This window comes from Providencia sp. PROV255, assembly GCF_028478065.1.
In the GTDB taxonomy this organism is placed as follows: domain Bacteria; phylum Pseudomonadota; class Gammaproteobacteria; order Enterobacterales; family Enterobacteriaceae; genus Providencia; species Providencia rettgeri.
On sequence record NZ_JAMPMI010000003.1, the window covers coordinates 412657 to 432769 of the forward strand.

17 protein-coding genes are annotated in these 20113 nt (G+C 40.5%); 9 read left to right on the plus strand and 8 right to left on the minus strand.

Translation table 11 applies throughout. The features are described from left to right. Positions 1-143 precede the first annotated feature (143 nt). The 3 genes from asd to PR725_RS03375 are packed head-to-tail and all read left to right on the plus strand — an operon-like array spanning position 144 to position 4762. Positions 144-1040, plus strand: coding sequence for an archaetidylserine decarboxylase (gene asd / locus PR725_RS03365; RefSeq protein WP_004907387.1), 897 nt, complete (start codon positions 144-146; stop codon positions 1038-1040). A gap of 33 nt (positions 1041-1073) precedes the next feature. Next, positions 1074-4415 carry a miniconductance mechanosensitive channel MscM gene (gene mscM / locus PR725_RS03370; protein WP_109912145.1) on the plus strand — a complete coding sequence of 1114 codons (3342 nt, stop codon included), beginning with the start codon at positions 1074-1076 and terminating at the stop codon, positions 4413-4415. Between the two features lie 8 nt (positions 4416-4423). Next, positions 4424-4762: a hypothetical protein gene (locus tag PR725_RS03375; RefSeq protein WP_004907384.1), complete on the plus strand. Its 339-nt coding sequence runs from the start codon at positions 4424-4426 to the stop codon at positions 4760-4762. A gap of 3 nt (positions 4763-4765) precedes the next feature. Here the strand turns inward: PR725_RS03375 and PR725_RS03380 are convergent, their stop codons facing one another. From PR725_RS03380 to pldA, 5 genes are all read right to left on the minus strand, one after another. Beyond that, entirely contained in the window at positions 4766-5569 is an 804-nt protein-coding gene (locus PR725_RS03380) for a tetratricopeptide repeat protein (protein WP_109912146.1), read from the minus strand. 256 nt (positions 5570-5825) lie between these two features. Further along, positions 5826-6638, minus strand: coding sequence for a sugar/pyridoxal phosphate phosphatase YigL (gene yigL / locus PR725_RS03385; RefSeq protein ID WP_004907381.1), 813 nt, complete (start codon positions 6636-6638; stop codon positions 5826-5828). 13 nt (positions 6639-6651) lie between these two features. Then, positions 6652-7647, minus strand: a complete 996-nt coding sequence (gene pldB / locus PR725_RS03390; RefSeq protein WP_004907380.1) for a lysophospholipase L2 — start codon at positions 7645-7647, stop codon at positions 6652-6654. Positions 7648-7667: 20 nt separating this feature from the next. After that, positions 7668-9494 carry an ATP-dependent DNA helicase RecQ gene (recQ, locus tag PR725_RS03395; RefSeq protein ID WP_110731580.1) on the minus strand — a complete coding sequence of 609 codons (1827 nt, stop codon included), beginning with the start codon at positions 9492-9494 and terminating at the stop codon, positions 7668-7670. Between the two features lie 110 nt (positions 9495-9604). Continuing rightward, positions 9605-10498: a phospholipase A gene (gene pldA / locus PR725_RS03400; protein WP_004907375.1), complete on the minus strand. Its 894-nt coding sequence runs from the start codon at positions 10496-10498 to the stop codon at positions 9605-9607. A gap of 154 nt (positions 10499-10652) precedes the next feature. Between pldA and PR725_RS03405 the strand changes: the two genes are divergently transcribed. From PR725_RS03405 to PR725_RS03420, 4 genes are all read left to right on the plus strand, one after another. Continuing rightward, a complete protein-coding gene (locus PR725_RS03405; RefSeq protein WP_004907373.1) occupies positions 10653-11123 on the plus strand; it encodes a thioesterase family protein in 471 nt (156 codons plus the stop codon). Positions 11124-11279: 156 nt separating this feature from the next. Then, the gene (rarD, locus tag PR725_RS03410) at positions 11280-12173 is read left to right on the plus strand and encodes an EamA family transporter RarD (RefSeq protein ID WP_004907370.1); all 894 of its coding nucleotides are present in this window, start codon (positions 11280-11282) and stop codon (positions 12171-12173) included. A 928-nt stretch (positions 12174-13101) separates the two neighbouring features. Then, on the plus strand, positions 13102-14454 hold the full coding sequence (locus PR725_RS03415; protein WP_004907367.1) for an APC family permease: 1353 nt from the start codon (positions 13102-13104) through the stop codon (positions 14452-14454). A gap of 101 nt (positions 14455-14555) precedes the next feature. Beyond that, on the plus strand, positions 14556-16274 hold the full coding sequence (locus tag PR725_RS03420; RefSeq protein ID WP_004907365.1) for an amidohydrolase: 1719 nt from the start codon (positions 14556-14558) through the stop codon (positions 16272-16274). A 151-nt stretch (positions 16275-16425) separates the two neighbouring features. On the opposite strand, the gene PR725_RS03425 is transcribed toward PR725_RS03420, so the two are convergent. Then, positions 16426-16569, minus strand: a complete 144-nt coding sequence (locus PR725_RS03425; RefSeq protein WP_210850596.1) for a Hok/Gef family protein — start codon at positions 16567-16569, stop codon at positions 16426-16428. A gap of 544 nt (positions 16570-17113) precedes the next feature. Between PR725_RS03425 and PR725_RS03430 the strand changes: the two genes are divergently transcribed. Further along, complete coding sequence (locus tag PR725_RS03430; RefSeq protein WP_272567581.1) at positions 17114-18250, plus strand: RNA ligase RtcB family protein; 1137 nt, start codon at positions 17114-17116, stop codon at positions 18248-18250. Next, complete coding sequence (gene prfH / locus PR725_RS03435; RefSeq protein ID WP_123382191.1) at positions 18247-18858, plus strand: peptide chain release factor H; 612 nt, start codon at positions 18247-18249, stop codon at positions 18856-18858. Before PR725_RS03430 ends, prfH begins: the two co-directional genes overlap by 4 nt. Before the next feature lie 83 nt (positions 18859-18941). On the opposite strand, the gene PR725_RS03440 is transcribed toward prfH, so the two are convergent. Together PR725_RS03440 and PR725_RS03445 are read right to left on the minus strand one after the other, a co-directional pair. Continuing rightward, positions 18942-19211, minus strand: coding sequence for a hypothetical protein (locus PR725_RS03440; protein ID WP_110731577.1), 270 nt, complete (start codon positions 19209-19211; stop codon positions 18942-18944). Positions 19212-19419: 208 nt separating this feature from the next. Continuing rightward, positions 19420-20004: a 2OG-Fe(II) oxygenase gene (locus tag PR725_RS03445; RefSeq protein ID WP_123382189.1), complete on the minus strand. Its 585-nt coding sequence runs from the start codon at positions 20002-20004 to the stop codon at positions 19420-19422. Between the last annotated feature and the right edge of the window lie 109 nt (positions 20005-20113).

Here is a 20113-nt window from a genome sequence, read left to right on the forward strand (position 1 = left end):
TTACAATTAACTCCCTAACGCTAAGACAGCTCTAAATAATTTAATTACGGTTAGCCTGTTACGCGACCGTTTGAAATATGATGAGTAAACTGTGTACAATAGCCGCCCTTTTGCTAACATACCTTTAAAAATCAGAGGTTAACGTGCTAGATAAAATTAAAATTCGCTTGCAATATATGCTTCCAAAACAATGTCTTACTGAATTTGCAGGCTGGTTTGCAAGCCGCAATGCGGGTTTCATGACACAATGGGCAATTAAACTGTTCGCAAAAGCCTATAAAGTCAACATGAATGAAGCGCAAAAAAGCGAACTTACTGCTTATGCCACTTTTAATGATTTCTTTATCCGTCTGCTAAAAGAAGGCGCACGCCCGATTGTCGAAAAAGAGCACCAACTTGCTCAACCTGCTGACGGTGCAGTTAGCCAATTAGGCCCGATTAATGATGACCTTATCTTCCAAGCTAAAGGCCATAATTACACAGTGGAAGCGTTACTTGCAGGCCAATACCAATTAGCGGAACGTTTTCGTGGTGGTGACTTTATTACCACTTACCTCTCCCCGAGTGACTATCACCGTGTACACATGCCGTGTGACGGTTTGCTCAAAGAGATGATTTATGTTCCTGGCGATTTATTCTCTGTAAATCCGTTGACGGCACAAAATGTTCCCAATCTATTTGCACGTAATGAACGCTTGATTTGTGTCTTTGACACCCCTGTCGGCCTAATGGTACAGATCCTCGTCGGTGCAACCATCGTTGGTAGTATTGAAACCGTATGGAGCGGTTGCGTTAACTCCTCTCGTGAAGGCGTCATTAAGCGTTGGGTTTACCCTGAGTTAGACTCTGAAGGGGCTGTTTTCTTGAAAAAAGGTGAGGAAATGGGACTGTTTAAATTGGGTTCAACAGTGATTAATTTATTTGAACCTAACAAAGTGACATTTAATTCATCACTAATCCCCGGTTATGCAACTCGCATGGGCGAATTACTCGCTGAAACTGTTGCAAATACAGTGACAGAAGAATCCATCGACGTTTAGTTAAATTATTATCTCTTGAAGGAGCTCCTCACTGTGCGTGTGATTATCAGTTTTTTTCTTAGTCTGTTAATCGTTTTCTCTTCCGTTGCAGCACCAACTGCAGCGCAGGATGAAGCACAGATTAAGCAGGAGCTCAAACAACTTGAGTCAAGCACCAACCCCAAAGATGCAGAGATAGCACAAGCATTACAGGGTGCTTTGAATTGGATGAGTGAAACACGAGAGTCCGATGCAAAAGCCAAATCTTATCAAGAAGCCATTGATAACTTTCCTAGAATTATCAAAGAAATAAGACAAAAAATTCTTAATGAAAGTGATGAGCCGGCCCCAATACCAGTGGGTATCAGCTTAGGTGAACTTGAACAACGTATTATTCAGCTTAGCAGCCAATTACTCGATCAAAGCCGCTTAACTCAGCAAGAGCAAGATAAAGGCCGCGAAATCAGTGAATCATTAAATATTCTGCCACAACAGCTTTCTGAAGCCAGACGTTTACTCACTGAAGCCACTTCGCGCTTTCAGTCTCTGAGTACACCGTCAACGCCATTAGCCGATGCCCAGTATACATTGGCTCAAGCCGAAGTAAGTGCTCGCAAGTCAACGGTTAATGAACTGGAAATGGCGCAGCTTTCTGCCAATAACCGCCAAGAAATCTCACGCCTTACGTTGGAATTATACAAAAAACGCTATCAACGTATGGAACTTGAGTTACAAAACCTACGTGATTTCCAAAATACCCAACGCCAACAAAAAGCAATTTTAGCGTTAGAACACACGGAAATGTTGGCCGCACAAGGGGAACTAACGCCATTTTTAACTGAGCAGCTTGATATTAACCGCAAAATGTCTCAGGAATTAACCGCTCAGGCACAGCGCATGAGCGCTATCACCAATAGCCAAGCAGAAATTTCAACCAGTATCCGTGATGCTCGCCAAGCACTCACAACTATTCGCGAGCAAGCTCAGTGGATCAGCAGTTCAAGTACATTAGGGGAAGCTCTCAGAACACAGCTTTCTCGTTTGCCTGATATCCCCAAAAGCCAACAACTTGATCGTGAAATGGCTGATTTACGTGTACAACGCTTAAATTATGAAGATAGCCTCGATAGATTAGGTAAAGTAGATACAACCGAGCAAGAAACCGAGCATGAGCTTAATGCAGCTCAAGTGCAAGTTTATCAGTCATTAATTAAAACCCGCCGAGAGCTACTGACCTCTTTAATTTCAGGCCTCGATGCTGAAATGTTAGAGCTAACGAAGCTTAATGTCGCTACTGGGCAATTAACCGATGCATTAAAAGAAGTCAAAGATGCTTCCAACCGTTATCTTTTCTGGGTCGCAGATGTTCCACCAATAAGCATCAGCTATCCTGTCATGTTAGTAACTGATATTACTCAATTACTTTCACTGGATACCTTGTCCCAACTTGCTGGTGCACTGAACGTTATGCTGACAACTCAAGATACCTTTTTGTATCTTCTTGGTTCGATAGCATTAGTCATTTTCAGTATTAGCACGCGTAAGCACTACCAAGCATTTCTTGACCGTTCCAGTTTACGTATTGGTAAGGTGACACAAGACCGGTTCTACTTAACCATTCGAACTATTTTCTGGTCAATTATTGTTGCTCTTCCTCTACCTATGATGTGGTCTGCCATCGGCTATGGCTTACAAAGTGCATGGCAATACCCCATGGCCGCGGCGATAGGTTATGGTGTCAGTGCGACGACACCTTTATTGTGGCTGTTTATGATCAGCGAAACCTTTTCTCGTCCAACCGGGCTATTTATTTCTCACTTCGGTTGGGACAAAGATTCCGTTAAACGTGCGATGCGTTATTACCGAATGGCGATTTTTGTCATCGTTCCATTAGTGATGGCAATTATTACCTTTGAACATTATAGCGATAGGGAATTTGCAGCCAGTATTGGTCGTTTCTGTTTTATCTTTTTATGTGTCGCACTTAGCTTAATTACCAACAACTTGCGTCGTTCACAAATCCCTCTCTATTTAGATAGACATGGGTCCGGTGAGAATATCGTTAATAAGGCCTTGTGGTGGATGATATTACTCGCACCTATTGTTGCTGGGTTCTTCTCCATTTTAGGTTATTTCTCAACCTCACAGGCCCTGCTTGCACGTTTAGAAACTTCTGTCGCCATTTGGTTTGTCATCCTTATCGTTTATCATACTATTCGCCGTTGGATGTCGATGCAGCGCCGTAAATTAGCCTTCGAGCGTGCGAAACAACGCCGTGCTGAGATATTGGCGCAACGTGCTAAAGGTGAAGACGATAGCCAGCAAGCAAACGCCAGTAGCGAAGGAAATATTGATATCGAAGAACAGGTTATCGACTTGGATACCATTAGCACCCAATCTGTGGGGTTAGTTCGTTCGATTTTAACCATGATTGCCTTGGTTTCATTAATTTGGCTATGGTCTGAGCTACATACTGCATTCTCTTTCCTTGAAAATATTCGCTTATGGGATGTGACCTCAACGGTTAATGGCGTTGATACGGTACAACCTATCACCATGGGCTCTATTTTCATTGCTATTTTGACTATTATCGTTACTGCCCAATTAGTTCGTAACTTACCCGCTTTACTTGAGCTGGCAGTACTCCAACATTTGGATTTAACGCCAGGTACCGGTTACGCTATCAGCACACTAACCAAGTATACGATTACTATTATCGGGACCATTGTTGGCTTCTCTATGTTAGGGATTGAGTGGTCAAAACTACAATGGCTTGTAGCGGCGATGGGGGTCGGGCTTGGTTTTGGCTTACAAGAAATCTTCGCTAATATTATCTCAGGGTTGATGATCTTATTTGAAAAACCGATCCGGATTGGAGATACAGTAACTATCCGTAACTTGACCGGCAGTATTACCAAGATCAATACCCGTGCAACCACGCTAACAGATTGGGACAGAAAAGAAATTATTGTGCCAAATAAGGCATTTATTACTGAACAATTTATTAACTGGTCACTTTCTGACACGATCACACGTATTGTCATGACGATTCCTGCACCTTCTGATGCCAATAGTGAATTAGTGACAGATACTATTTTACGTGCAGCTCAACGCTCTACGATGATTTTAGACAACCCGGCACCTGAAGTATATCTTGTTGATTTACAACAAGGTATTCAGATTTTTGAATTACGTGTCTATGCCGCAGAAATGGGCCACCGGTTACCTGCGCGCCATGAAATACATCAAAACATCCTAGTATCCTTTGCTGAACAAGGGATTACCTTGCCATTCCCACCATTCCAAGCAAGGGTGGATGTCCGTGATAACTCTCTGCAAAGTGCGACAAACAATCTTTCAGGACGTAATCCAAGCCGTAAATCTGGGGAACTGTAAGCCGTATTATGCCATTACAATTAGATGAAAAAGACGAATTAGTGATCTTGAGGATCGCCCAACTTGAACGTGTTGGGTCGATTTTATTCTTTTTGATTCCATTAATTATCTTATTAATTGTTGGAAAAGCTTTTGCATTTAATACGCTATATCTTTGGCAAGTGTATTGTGCGGTTTATATCGTCGGGTTTCGTGTACTTTGTGGCAAGCTATCATCGAAACAGCAGCAGCTTGCCATTCGTCGAGGCTGGGGAAATAACCGTTTTTATCGGCTTTCTTGGTGCTATCTTGTATTATCGGTTGTCATACTGGTGGGATACAAAATCGTATCCCACACATCTGCTTAATCGTTAGCTGGCTTTAAAACCATACGATTTAATATAACCTTCCGCTAATTTTTGTGCCTGCTGTAATTCTTCAGGACTTAACTGCTCCGCAATCTTATTCTGTAGACGATGACTTTCTGCGTTACCACTGTAAACCGCAGTTGCAAGCCATGCGTAGGCTTGCTGCAAGTTTTTCTTCACGCCACGTCCTTCAGAGTACATGACACCTAAGCGGTCTTGAGACTTAGCATCTTTTTGTTTCGCGGCTTTTCTAAACCAGAAGACCGCCTTCTCATCATCTAAATCAACACCACTACCAATCGAGTACATTTGGCCTATCTGGAATTGAGCCAGTATATTCCCGCCCTGCGCAGCTTTTCTAAACCAAAATGCCGCTTTTTCTAGGTTTTGAGTAACACCTAAGCCTTGCGCGTACATCATCGCCATGTTTGTTTCAGCTCGGGTATCACCTTGAGCAGCGGCTTGTTCGTACCACAGCATCGCTTTGTCATAATCACGACGCACACCAAAACCATTTACGAACATCGTGCCAAGGCGGAATTGCGCATCTGAATTCCCTTGGTTTCCTGCCTTGATGAACCACTCAGCCGCAGCTTTAGAATCTTGAGAAACACCTAACCCTTTAAAATAACGCTCACCTAGCTGGAATTGGGCTTTAGGGTCACCTTTTTGCGCTAACTGCGTAATTTGTTCAATCGAGGGCTCTTGTGCTACTGTTGCCGATGCTGGCGCAGTGGTAGGTTTAGCAGTTAAAACGGAACTAAAACAAATCGAGCCTAACAACAGTACTAACGCAATTCTTTTCATCCTAAGGAACCCTCAACAGTGCAGTATGCAACCTGTGAAAACAGTGCTATCCATTAATATCGACCTAAACACTCATCCCCCTAGTTTAAATTTACTTTTTGTCAGAAAAAATAGGAAAAGTGACCTAAATTTCACAAAAAGCACGTTTCGCTGTATTTTCACTGTGGGAACTTACGTTTCTAGTCTAATTGCGATAATAAAAAACCAGATAAACATATTGCCTATCTGGTTTCTCTATTTCAAATAACAAAATGAATTATGCGTTATTAAGGTATTTATTTCTCAGATAACGAGCAACAGCATCATCACTATTCGAGCCAATGACTTCCATGTGTGGTAACGCATCTTTTAGCAACTGATGTGCATTTTGCATGATGCAGCCTTTTCCGGCCATCGTCAGCATTTCTTTGTCATTCATACCATCACCAAACGCAATACTATCACTCGGTGTATAGCCATGTAGAGCAGCTACTTGCTTCAAAGCTTCCCCTTTAGAAACAGTACCAGCCATAACTTCTAAACAGCTACGCAGTGAAAACGTTACATTCACTCTATCTTGCCAGCGAGCTTGAATACGGCGTTGTAAATCCACCAGCAAATCATGATCTTCACTGGTGTAGTAAACTTTACAGACCTCAGAGGTGACAAAATTGTGGCGGTCAAACAACTGGTAGTTAAATACCGATTCTTTAAAAAATTCTTTTTGTTCAGGGCTTTCACGGTTGATAAACCAATCATCACCATGGTAGTAATTAGTGACAAGCTCAGGGTTATCAAATTCCATTAAACACAGCTCATGAGCAATTTGAGGGGCAACATTGTGCTCAAAAATTAAGTCACCACGGGTATTATGGATCCGCGCACCATTAGACGTGATCATATACGCATCGATGCCTAAACCATCACGGATTTGAGCAACATCCACATGGTGACGGCCTGTTGCAAACACAAAATGCACATCTTGCGAAGTTACTAGCTGTTTCAAAGTGTCTTTTGTATAAGACGTTAAGTCATGATTGGGAGATAACAGTGTCCCATCCAAATCGGAAGCAACTACAGGATATTTCATATTCAAACCCTAACTAATACTGCTCAAAAAAATCACAGATAGCATTGAGCGCCATCGCTCTTAATGCATCCACTTCAAATAGGATTTCATGGTGTGCCCCTTCAATAATGAGAGGTAATTTTTCTTCTCGTCCTATTTGCGCTTTTTGTCGGCTTTGACAAAAAGCTTGTAGCTCTTTATTGCTGACCACTTTTTCTTCACTGGCTTCCAACACCATCAGTGGCACATCAATTTCTCCCGCTTTCGCAATTAGCTCATCGCCAATCACAAAACTTTCACGTAGCCAATGATAAGTTGGCCCACCCAAGCGTAATTCAGGATAATCGGCATAATAACGTAAGTAGCGCCGATAACGCTCCGAGCTGTGTGTTAATACATTGATTAAATAAGGTAATGGCTGCCATTTCCCAGTAGAGGCCGCGTAATCATTACGAACGCTTTCGCGCGATTCCGCTCTATCAACAATAAAGCTCGCCATCCAACGAGGCATGGGTAAATTAATACCAATCATCGGTGCACATAAGGTTGCGGCATCAAATGTGACGTTATCTCGCAACAAATACCCTGCTAAAATAGCACTTCCCATTGAATGTGCTAATGCATAACATTTTGGGTAATGCCGATATTTAACCTCAAGCTCAATGAACTTTTCAAAATCGTCAATGTAATCAGTGAATTTTTCAACATGGCCTTTTTGAGGATCAGCTAACATGCGCCCTGATCGCCCTTGACCACGGTGATCAATAATAAAAACATCATAGCCTAAATGATAAAAATCATAAGCCACTTCAGGGTACTTCACATAGCTTTCACTACGCCCCGGTGAAATGACTATCGCTTTATGGTGCTTTGGATGAATAAAACGGACATAGTGAATGGGAATATCATCAACTCCCATAAATTGAGATTCTTCTCGATGTTGCCAGAAATCTAAAAGCGGGCCATTTGTAAAAGCAGAAAATTGAGTTTCTCGATTCAGCCAACTCTCTTTTAGGTTTTCAGGCGTCATCCTGCAGTTTCCTTATTTATTCATTCATAACCTTCAAGATGGTCTTGGATAAGTGCCATAAATGCCACTCCAAAACGTTCGAGTTTACGCTCGCCAACACCATTAATTAACAATAATTCGGCTGGTGAAGTTGGAGTGTGCTCAGCCATTTCAATTAATGTTGCATCATTAAACACGACAAATGGTGGAATATTTTCTTCATCTGCAATGGACTTACGTAATTTACGCAGTTTCGCAAATAATTTTTTATCATAATTGCCATGATAAATTTTGTTTTGTTGATTACGGCTTTTTACCACTAAAACACGCGGAACTGCTAGTTTTAGTGCCGCTTCACCCCGTAATATAGGCCGTGCAGCCTCAGTTAATTGAAGCGCTGAAAAATGCGTAATATTCTGAGTGATCATACCTAAATGGATCAATTGGCGAATCACACTAACCCAATGTTCATTACTTTGTTCTTTACCGATACCGTAAACAGGCAGTTTGTCATGGCCTAAATCACGGATACGTTGATTATTAGCACCACGCAATACCTCTACAATATAGCCGATACCAAACCGCTGACCAACACGATAAATACAGGATAGCGCTTTTTGCGCATCCACTAACCCATCGTACTGTTTTGGCGGGTCTAAGCAAATATCACAGTTACCACAAGGCTGCTGACGATTTTCGCCAAAATAATTGAGTAACACCAAACGACGGCAGGTTTGTGCTTCAGCAAAAGCCGCGATGGCATTCAGCTTATGCCGTTCGATATCTTGCTGCATACCTGCAGGTTTTTCCTCAAGGCAACGACGTAACCATGCCATATCGGCCGGGTCATAAAATAAAATGGCTTCGGCCTCAACACCGTCACGCCCTGCTCGCCCTGTTTCTTGATAATACGCTTCGATATTACGTGGAATATCGAAATGAGCAACAAACCGAACGTTTGATTTATTAATTCCCATCCCAAAAGCCACTGTCGCCACGACAACTTGCAGATTATCTTTTAGAAATGCGTCTTGTACCCACTCCCGTTGAGCAGCCTCTAACCCTGCATGGTATGCTGCAACGCTTAGGCCTCGTTTTTGCAAGCGCTCTGTCGTTTCTTCAACCTTACTGCGACTGTTACAATAAACAATACCCGCTTTTCCTTTTTGGCCTTTAATAAAAAACCAAAGTTGATCTAACGGTTTATATTTTTCGACTAAGGTATAACGAATATTTGGCCTATCAAAGCTACTCACATGAACTAATGGCTCATGTAGCTCCAATAAGCGAATAATGTCTGCACGTGTGGTTTCATCTGCAGTTGCGGTTAACGCCATCACGGGTACATTAGGTAATGATTGCCGTAATTGGCCTAGTGCACGATATTCAGGGCGAAAATCGTGTCCCCATTGAGAAATACAGTGGGCTTCATCCACGGCTAGCAAAGTGATATTCCACCCTGCTAATTGGCTTAGGAAATAATCAGTTAATAGCCGTTCAGGGGCAACATAAAGTAATTTTATTTCCCCCTGACTGCACAGCTCCATGATTTGACGCTGTTCTTGTGACGTTTGTGATGAATTTAAACATGCCGCATTAACCCCATGTAACCTTAATTGGTCAACTTGGTCTTTCATTAATGATATTAATGGCGAAACGACCAGTGTGACCCCCTCTTTAACTAAAGCAGGGACCTGGTAGCAAAGGGATTTACCGCCCCCTGTTGGCATTAACACTAAGCAATCACGGTTATCTAAAATGGCCCCAATGACAGCATCTTGCCCGGGGCGAAATGACTGATAACCAAATGTACTATTAAGCACATGTTCAGCCAATGAAAGTTGGTTAATGACGCAAGCTGTGGACACAAACTTCCTCAATCGATAAAACAAGCCGCTGCCCAATTGAGCAGCGAATTTGTTGATTTATGACTTGGTATTTCACTCAGAACTGAATAGAGCACTGAGTTTTTCTTCCATTACAACATATCGTTTAGCATAACACCGATACCAAAACGGGTTTGGCGATAATTGTAGTCTATCATCGACTCACCATATCCGCTAAACAACTGGGTATAAAAACGCACATGTTTACTAATTGGATAACTCCACCCCAACTCTGCACCACCGTAACCGGTATTCCAGTTATAGCGTCCAGTCGTAGTAAATACGCTATCTCCCAATGCATATCCTACCTTTAAGCGATAGTAGCCCATGTATTTGGTAATATCAGAATTATCATCACGCCCTTCACTTTCATGAATGCGGTACCAAGGTTTAAGGTCAACTTGCCAATTACCATTTTGCGCCATTGCCCTCGCATATACACGGTTCCAGCTGCGAGAGGTCGGTTCTGAGCGCCCATTTGACTCGTGGTTAAAGCCCGTTTCAATCTCACGTAACGTCCAACCCGCAAATTGGTAGTCAGTTAGCCAGCCAACAAACACCTGAGGCTCATAGTTGGTTTCTCTAAATGGTGAAGATTCTTTTTTATTGCTTAACTGCCACCAAGAACGTTGAGTATAAGAAACGGCTAAAATGGAATCATCACCAGCAATACCGGCCCATAATGGAAAAGCTAAACTTAGTTGAAATTTAACTTCATCCTTTAACGCATCATCGCCCCAATTATAGCTAGAAATCGCTTTTTTATTCATCGAGGAGGTATAGGTATAAATGATGTAATTCGATTCATACGGATACAATACAAATGGATTATCATGGTGTTGTAGTAATCCTGAAATGATGCTTCCACGTATTGGTAGGGTATTTTTGACATCTTGTTCAGGCTGAATACTTGTATTTTCAGTCGCAAACAGTGAAGCAGACCAAAAGCTGAGCACTGCACTTAACAAAATCGGTAAAGCGCGCATTAGTCATTCCTATTTCAACATCGTCCAAAAAAAGTTTGTCCTATTTTACACACAAAACTGAATAACTGTTGAAAGATTATTCATTCGTTTGTTAGAGACATAATTTACACGTAATGTTAACTTATTATTTACATATTTTTAAAGGATGAAAACGATGAATGACCGTACTTATACTTTAGAAGAAGCCAGTGAGTTAATGAGCCATGCATTTATTTATAAAATGCCATTTAACCAATTACTTGGGATTAAGTTAATGAGTCTAAATGATGATTTTGTTCAGCTTACCGTTGAAAATCGTCAGCAATTAATTGGTAATTTCACTCAGAACATTTTACATGGCGGTGTGATCGCTTCGGTTTTAGATGTTGCAGGAGGCATGGTGTGTATTAACCGTATTTTGCAGCGCATTAATCCATTAACTCATACTGAGATTGTCGACAAAATGTCTCGCATGGGAACAATCGACCTACGAGTTGATTATTTACGCCCTGGTCGAGGCCAACTTTTTACCGCCAGTGCCAGCTTATTAAGAGATGGTAATAAAATAGCCGTTACACGCTGCGAACTTCATAATGAAAACAATCAGCATATTGCGACAGCAACGGCAACTTACCTGGTGGGATAAAATAGATACAAATAATTAGTCACCTACTAAACTAATAACTTGTAAAAAAACCTGAGCAATGTCACATTAGTGGTATCAAAAATCGAGCTGCTTAAATCGGCTCGGTCTCTCTGTATAAGTATCTTTTTAGTCTTTAATTCAATTTCAGAGCCAACAATGAGCCAGCAAAATACTACCAAAGGCGTGTTATGTGCCTTAGGCGCCTATTTTATTTGGGGTGTCGCACCTATTTATTTTAAAAGTATCCAAGAAGTGCCCGCAGAAGAAATCCTGACTCATCGTATTATTTGGTCATTTTTCTTTATGATTTTATTATTAACCGTTTCACGCCATTGGAGTTATGTCCGCCAAGTACTGAAGCAACCAAAGAAAATATTAGTTCTTGGGGTGACGGCAACGACAATTGCATGTAACTGGTTAATTTATATTTGGGCAGTTAATAATGGTTATATGCTACAAGCTAGCTTAGGTTACTTTATTAACCCACTAGTTAACGTACTGTTTGGAATGCTATTTTTACAAGAACGTTTTCGCCGTATGCAGTGGATTGCTGTTGGTCTTGCACTAACGGGTGTATTGATCCAGCTTTGGCAATTCGGCTCAGTGCCTGTGATTGGTCTAAGTTTGGCCGTTACATTTGCTACCTACGGTTTATTACGTAAAAAATTAGGTGTCGATGCACAAACAGGGATGACATTCGAAACACTTTGGCTACTTCCTGTCGGTATTATCTTCTTATTATTTTTTGCAGATAGTCCAACTAGCGATATGGCAATGAATGATTGGCATTTAAATGCACTGCTAGTTGCCGCAGGGGTAATTACAACTGTGCCACTGTTACTATTTACAGAGGCAGCTAACCACTTAAGGCTGTCAACTCTAGGCTTTTTCCAATATATGGGGCCAAGTATTATGTTCTTACTCGCCGTGTTTATGTACGGTGAAGTGATGACACCTGAATTGTTAGTCACCTTTGGCTTTATCTGGGTTGCATTAATTTTATTTACATTAGATGCTTTATATACCCAGCAAAAACTGAGAAGAAAATAACGGATAACGGTTTTCAGAAACTCAGATGACCGATAAATAGCGTTAATATTAAATGCCGACTCTCGTTTTATATTTTAAACGAAGTCGGTGTTTCATTATATGGAACTTGAATAGTAAGTTTAATTAATGCAAATAGGCTATTTAATTTTATAGCCAATTCTTTGCCTGCCTCATAATAAATTAAGCTTAAATCAAATCTCGTTGTTCTTATCTATAATACCCATTGAGAAAAATAAATTTAACCATATAAAATCAATAAGTTAAACGAAAAAAATTCACCTTGATTTTCTATCCATAATGGCTATTATTTAATTTATCTTAAATCCACTTCAATTAATAAACATATCCATCAAACAACTCTTTGAAATAAAAGTAGTTGTTTATTTTTTTCAATTAATGATTGCTTAATAGGGACTTGGTAATTATATTGTACGCCGCTTGTATTCACCCCAGCGGATGGTGATGGTCCGATTCATCACTGACGTTTCATTAAAGTGCGCACGATGACATTTCATTTTAAAAATGTCCTGGTGCGAGGTTTTCTGAAATTGAATACAGCCGGTTCTAAAATTTAATTTAATACAATCATGTAGCGTTACGACTCTAAATAATTCGAAAATACAACTAGGCGGCAAGCAAAAGAGTAGCTAGGAGCATACAAAAGTATGTGACTAGTGCGAGCGAGCAAAGCCAACGACGTTGTGATTCGAAGTATGACGAGTACGACTCTAAATAATTCGAAAATACAACTAGGCGGCAAGCAAGGGAGTCGCTAGGAGCATACAAAAGTATGTGACTAGTGCGAGCGAGCAAAGCCAACGACGTTGTGATTCGAAGTATGACGAGTACGGCTGCATTTTAGGTTCACTCGGCCTGTGCATTCAGACAGAGTTAACGTTGTTTAAGGGCTTTTGGGAAGGGCTTAAAAATGCAACAGAATACCGTTCAAATGAAACGCGTACTGACCACACCTGCGTTAGTTTTTTTCGGGCTGGCTTATATGGTGCCACTCGGAATTTTCACCACCTATGGACAAGTAACTGTATTAAGTGAAGGCCATCTGCCTGTCGCTTATTTAATTACATTAGCTGCCGTCTTTTTCACTGCCATGAGCTATTGCCGCATGACAAGCGCACTTCCGCTTTCAGGATCTGCTTATTCATACGTGCAAAAAACCTTTGGCGGCACACTCGGGTTTTTAGTGGGTTGGGCACAACTGCTCGATTACCTCTTTCTACCTATTATTAACTACATTGCGATTGGGATCTTTGTTCACGAAGCGTTCCCCGATATCCCAATGTACGTCATTATTTGCAGCACAATTACAATTGTTAGCATCATGAATATTTTGGGAATTAAATTAGTTTCCTCAATGAATATGCTAATCATTTTAATGCAATTTGTATTTATTGCCGTGTTCCTATACTTGAGTTTTAAAACTTCATTTGTATTGGATACGGACGCTTTATTGGCGCCGATTACGGTCATGTCAGAACAAGTATCAGGGTTATTTGCAGGCGCAGCGGTACTTTGCTTAGCCTTCCTTGGCTTTGATGCGATCTCCACCATGGCAGAAGAAACCAAAGATGCACGTAGTGCGCTACCAAAAGCGATTTTATACACCGTGTTTATCGCAGGTACGCTGTTTGTCATCATTTCCTATGGTGCGCATCTGGTTTATCCGATGTGGCAAGATTTTATTCCTAATACCGATATTGCTAGCCTTGCGGTAATGAAACAAGTTGGTGGAGCGATGATGGCATCTAGCTTTATCACCGCTTATGTTATTGGTGTATTTGCCTCAGCAATGACCTCACAAGCCAGTATTGTACGCATTTTCTATGCGATGGGTCGTGAAGGTGTATTACCTCGTTCGCTGTTTGCTTATCTACATCCAAGGCTCAATACACCGATTTACTCGATTATTTTTGTTGCGCTAGCATCACTGCTTTCATTAGTGCTTTCGCTCAGCATGGTCGCTTCAATGATCAGTTTTGGTGCCTTAATTGCGTTCACTTTTGTGAATTTATCGGTCATTAAACATTTTTATATTGACCGTAAAGCACCACTGGATAATACAAAAATTATCACTTGCCTGATTATGCCTTCTATTGGTGTTATCCTAACATTATGGTTATGGACAAGTCTTGATAGCGAAGCCTTTAAAGTGGGTTTATGGTGGTTAGCTGCAGGTGCAATTTACTTAGCACTTCTGACCCATGGTTTTACTCGTCGTCCACCTGCAATCTCTGACGATGAAACTGAAATGATTATTAACTAAGCATTTCAAGTCTTATAAATGATTACGGGGGAGCACTTGCCTTCCCCGTTGTTTTTTTAGCGTTGGTGCCACCAAAGCACCACTGATACAGACGGTTTACAATGAATAATCAATTAGCTGACGTTATTTACTTTAACGGTTATATATATACTGCAGATGATAAAAATCGCGTTGTCGATGCGGTTGCTGTTCGTGATGGCTATATTCTTGCCACAGGCACCTCTGATGAACTTCATCAATATGTTGGTCCTGAGACAGAGAGTATCGATCTCGAAGGCAAAATGATGATGCCTGGCATCATTGATGGTCATATGCACCCTTTTTGGGGCGGTATTCAACTCTTCGGTTGCCATTTAAATTATGAATCGTTAACTATCGACCAAATTTTAGCACGCGTACAAGATCACCTCGATAAAGACCCGCGTACCGGGGAAAATGATTGGCTCAAAGTCACTGCATGGCTGCGCCAAGGTATGATCCCTGCAGGTGTTGATATGTACCGTGAAGATATGGACAAACTCAATACGAAACGCCCTGTCGTCTTGTTTTCAAATGACTGCCATACATTGCTAGCAAATAGCCGAGCCCTCGAATTATTCGGTATCACCAAAGATACGCCTGAACCAACTGATGGTAAGATTGGTAAATACGAGAATGGTGAATTAAACGGTATTTTAGAAGATGCTCCCGCTATGCGTGCTGCCGATAGCATTCCTTCAATTCGTGACGACCAAGCTATTGAAGTTGCTGAATTAGTACAGAAAGTACTTAATCAGCAAGGTGTGACAATGGTGATGGATGCACGCGTTTCAGAACAACAGCTTGAAGCCTTTTCTCAATTACAACAACGTGGCGACCTTACGATCCGTTTCCAAGCTGCCCGTGAAATAACCCCTGATGAAACACCGGATGTTGCCTCAGTAGCGGCAGCTGTTGATAAAGCCGTTGCATTTGCCAAAAAATGGCACCAAGCCGATTGGACGCCAGCCCCTGGCATTGGCTTAAATAATATTAAAATGTTTGTTGATGGTGTGATGCAATTTCCAACAATGACAGCATCGTTATTGCAGCCATACCGTATCAATCAAGGCACGGATGACGCTCCGAATTGGGTAGAAACCGATAACTACGGTGATCTCTATTTCACGGCTGAAATTCTAGATGAATTAATGGAAAAAATTGCCGCAGCGGGCTATGACCCACACTTGCATACCGTTGGTGAAGGTGCCGTTTCTATCGTTTTAGATGCGATTGAAAAAATGCGTGCTGCTCACCCAGAAAAAGATATTCGCCCAGGGCTTGCTCATAATGAATTAGTCCATGCTGATGACTATGCCCGTTTTGCGCGCTTAAAAACCATCGCTTGCTTATCTTTCCAGTGGGCCGCCCCAACGCCAGAACTCGCCGCTTTTGAGAAAAAAATGCTCGGTGATGAACGTTTTGAGCAACTTGAACCCATCGCTAAATTTGTCGACGCTGGCGCGGTTGTTGCATTTGGTAGTGACTGGCCAATTGATGATTTCGACGAGTGGTATGATTTAAAAGTGGCTGCAACACGCCGTGGTCGTGACATAAATGGGCAAAAAGCGCCAAGACTTGATAATGACCGAGACTTAACGGTCATTGAGGTTTTACGCTCTGCGACGATAGACTCAGCTTATGCACAGCACCGTGAAGATGTACTTGGTTCATTAGAAGCAGGAAAATTTGCAGATATGATTGTGCTAGATCGCAATGTCTTTGAGATCCCTGCAGATGATATTGAGAATGTAAAAGTATTACGTACTATTATTGGCGGAAAAACTGTACATATTGCTTAATAATTTAATTATTTAGATAGCTAATTAAATAAACACCCCAAAGATTAAATAATATCTTGGGGTGTTTTTAATTGGGCATTTAATTCCAAACCTGAATACGCACAATTAAATCGGGAAATTACGAGGGAATAACTTCCCTCGTAAAGCAACATTACTCTTCGTAAGAAAACGTTGTTTGAACAACTGTATTTCCATGACTAATCACGATTAGACAAAGCCTATCTTGCATTAATACTGAAATACTGAACACGGTAATAAACGCAAAAACAAACGCCATCACTGCGAATTTGCTCATTTCCCTTGACCTCTTAATGGTTAAGAGGCACAATCTCAACTGTTCAGGTTTAGATCGGGCCTCGTTGGTTAATAATAACTAACGGGGCTTTTTCCTTTCTAATCCAAACATTTCTTCCAACTTAATATGCTTAAACCAGAAAGGCTCAAGCACCCGCCAAAATAATAACAAAGTTTTATATCTCACTCACGTTTAATTCCATAGAAATAAATAAAAATATAAATTTAATTATCTAATAGTTTATTTAAATAATTATTAGGTAAATAATCATTAATAGGTTTAAATTATTTACTTATATTTTTATCTCAGAAAATGACTAAAAATCCGTAATGCTAAAAATAGCGCTTGCAAAAGAAAAAAGTTACCGTTAGTATCCGCAGCGTTTTATATTCATCTACTAACTGCAAGGAGGTTTACCATGACAACAATTAATCAAACTCTTTGCGGGCACACTCAGAAATAGTCACTCTCGTTAGTTAATCTATTTTCTTAAATTTGCCTGCTAATCACCTTATTTTTCAATTAAAAAATGAGTTAATAGCTTATGGGCAATACCTTACATACTGTGGATCAGCAAGTTAGCTACATCGCCACAGAATCAACATGGATTGAAAGCAAAGCAATCCAACAATTACAAACAACCGCAAACTTACCTGATATGGTATCCGTTGTCGGCATGCCTGACTTACATCCTGGTCGCGGCTATCCAATTGGTGCTGCATTTTTCTCTACCAAGCGTTTTTACCCTGCGCTGGTTGGTAATGACATCGGTTGTGGAATGACACTGTTTCAAACGGATATTAAAAAATCGAAAGTTAACCTCGATAAACTCGAAAAACAACTTTTTGAAATGTCAGATCATGCGCCTCTATCTTGGCTTGAAGAACATGTCCCAGATAACATGCAATCACATGACTTTATGCCATCATTAAGTTCTATTGGTGGCGGGAATCATTTTGCTGAGTTTCAAGCCGTTGACGAAATATTAAACCCAGAATTATTCGGTATGAGTGGCTTGAATAAACAACAATTACTGTTATTAGTTCACAGTGGCTCTCGTGGTTTAGGCCAATCAATTCTTCGTCAACATGTAGAAAGTCATAGCCATGATGGGCTTATAGATAGCTCTCAAGATGCTAAAAATTACTTAGAAGCGCATCAAAATGCCTTAGATTTTGCCCAACTAAATCGCCAAATGATCGGTTTACGTATGCTGCAACAAGTAAAGTCAAAAGGTAAATGCGTTCTCGACCTTAATCATAACCTAGTTGAATCTTGTAAAATCAATGGCATTGATGGGTGGATACATCGAAAAGGCGCCACGCCATCAGATCGCGGGCTAGTTGTTATCCCTGGTTCTCGAGGTGATTACAGCTATCTGGTATCCCCACAGCCAAGTGAAGTTTGTCTGAATTCTCTTGCTCACGGAGCTGGCCGCAAGTGGATGCGAACTGAGTGTAAAGGGCGCTTATCTCATAAATATACACCGATTCAATTATCAAGAACGGCATTAGGCAGTCGTGTTATCTGTGCAAACAAACAATTGATTTACGAAGAAGCCCCACAATCTTATAAATCCATTGATACTGTAATTGAAAGCATGGTGAATATTGGCATCATCCAAGTTATTGCACGACTTAAGCCGGTTATCACCTATAAAACCAGTGGAGATTGCTCATGATATTGCTACAATTTTCCGCTGCTCAGGGGCCTGAAGAATGTTGTATTGCTGTTGAAAAGGCCCTTGCCCGCTTTCTACAAGAGGCTAAAAAATATCATATCGCTTATGACGTACTGGAGTCATTTCCCTCTAAAAAAGGGCTAAAATCTGCCTTAGTTTGCCTAGAAGGTGAAGATGCAGAAATATTGGCCCAGTCTTGGTGCGGTACAGTCCAATGGCAATGCCAAAGCCCTATTAGGCCGCGACATAAACGTAAAAATTGGTTTTTGAGTGTCACCCGTTTCTCTCCCATTAAACCAATTGAAGAGAGTGAAATTGAATTTGAGTTCACCAAAGCGCAAGGGGCCGGAGGGCAGCATGTTAATAAAACGTCCTCAGCGGTTAGAGCTAAGCATGCTGCTACGGGAATTACAGTTAAAGTTCAATCTGAACGTAGCCAACATGCAAATAAAAAACTCGCAAAACAATTAATACAATGGAAGCTTGATGAGTATCAATCGAAACAATCAAATGCATTAGATAAACAGCGCCATCAATCTCACTATCAAATTGAGCGAGGAAATGCGACTATGACTTTTGTAGGAAATGAATTTAAACGATTAATGTAAAATTAGTGCCACTTCGAATTAGAGGTGGCACATAATTTAATGTAATATTAAACAATATCCAATGATTCGATTTCTAAAGTAGATTATTTAAAATCATAAAGAATCGAATTATTCAATTTAGAGGAGTAGCAACCCATCTCAATAACCGAGCAATGGTCTTTTGGTACTGGGAAATAATTTACACTTTGTATTAATGATGACATATCATTATTAGAATTAATCATCACGGTATCACCAATATTTTTTTCGCTTAATTCCTTCAAAGCTTTTTCTAATTGGCGATTATACTCCGCTATACTAACACCTTGTTGAAATTGTTTAGAACCATAACCAAACTTATCAGTGCCGTTCATTTATAAACTCCTTTTTATATAATTTAGTCACACAGCAGAAAATATAATTTAATATAAAAAAACCAAAGTTCAAATAAATTTAACATCAAGAAAAACAGAAAATCAAATAAATATATTAAAATAACTATTATAAAATTTGTTATGTGTATAAATAATGAGAATACTTCTATCAGCCACCTCTATAAGAGGTGGTAATAGCCTGAACGGGTTAAAGTATTTTTTCAGTTAAAAACCACCCCGCGATACTTTCGCGAGTTTGTTCTGTCGGGAGCACTTCATGAGGAAATTCTTCTGACATGAAAAAGATCATACGACCTGCAATGGGTTCTAACTTAAACAATTGATTATCTTCTTGGTCATAGACAACCAATTCACCACCATCGCTAGGGTGCCATTGTTCATTCATATATAGAACTGTCGTAATTTTTCGTCGACCGACACCTCTTGGGTTATCCACGTGTTTCTTATAAAAACCACCATTTGGATAACGGCAAAAATGTGTTTCAAAATCACGTAGACCAAGATAAAGCTGACAGTTAAGTTCTTGCCTGACCTGCTCCATTTTATTGAGATAATGAACTATAGAACTCCCCATTTCGGGCTCCAACCAAACCGTTTGGTCGCCGCGAATCGCTTTATTACCTTGTAATGAATCTCGATGCCCAATACGCGCATCTTGTAATGTATTGGGTATGCATTGTTTTATCCTTTGGATATCTGACAAGGTCAGAAAATCGTCCCACACATACCAGCCTTGTGAGGAAAGCGAATCAATAAGTTTATTAATTGACATGATGAATGTTAGGAAGGTTACTCGGTAAAACTTTATACGGCAAAAAGATGTAAAAATAAAATTAAAAACTTGAATCCTGATAATGAAAACAATCAATCAATACCAATCA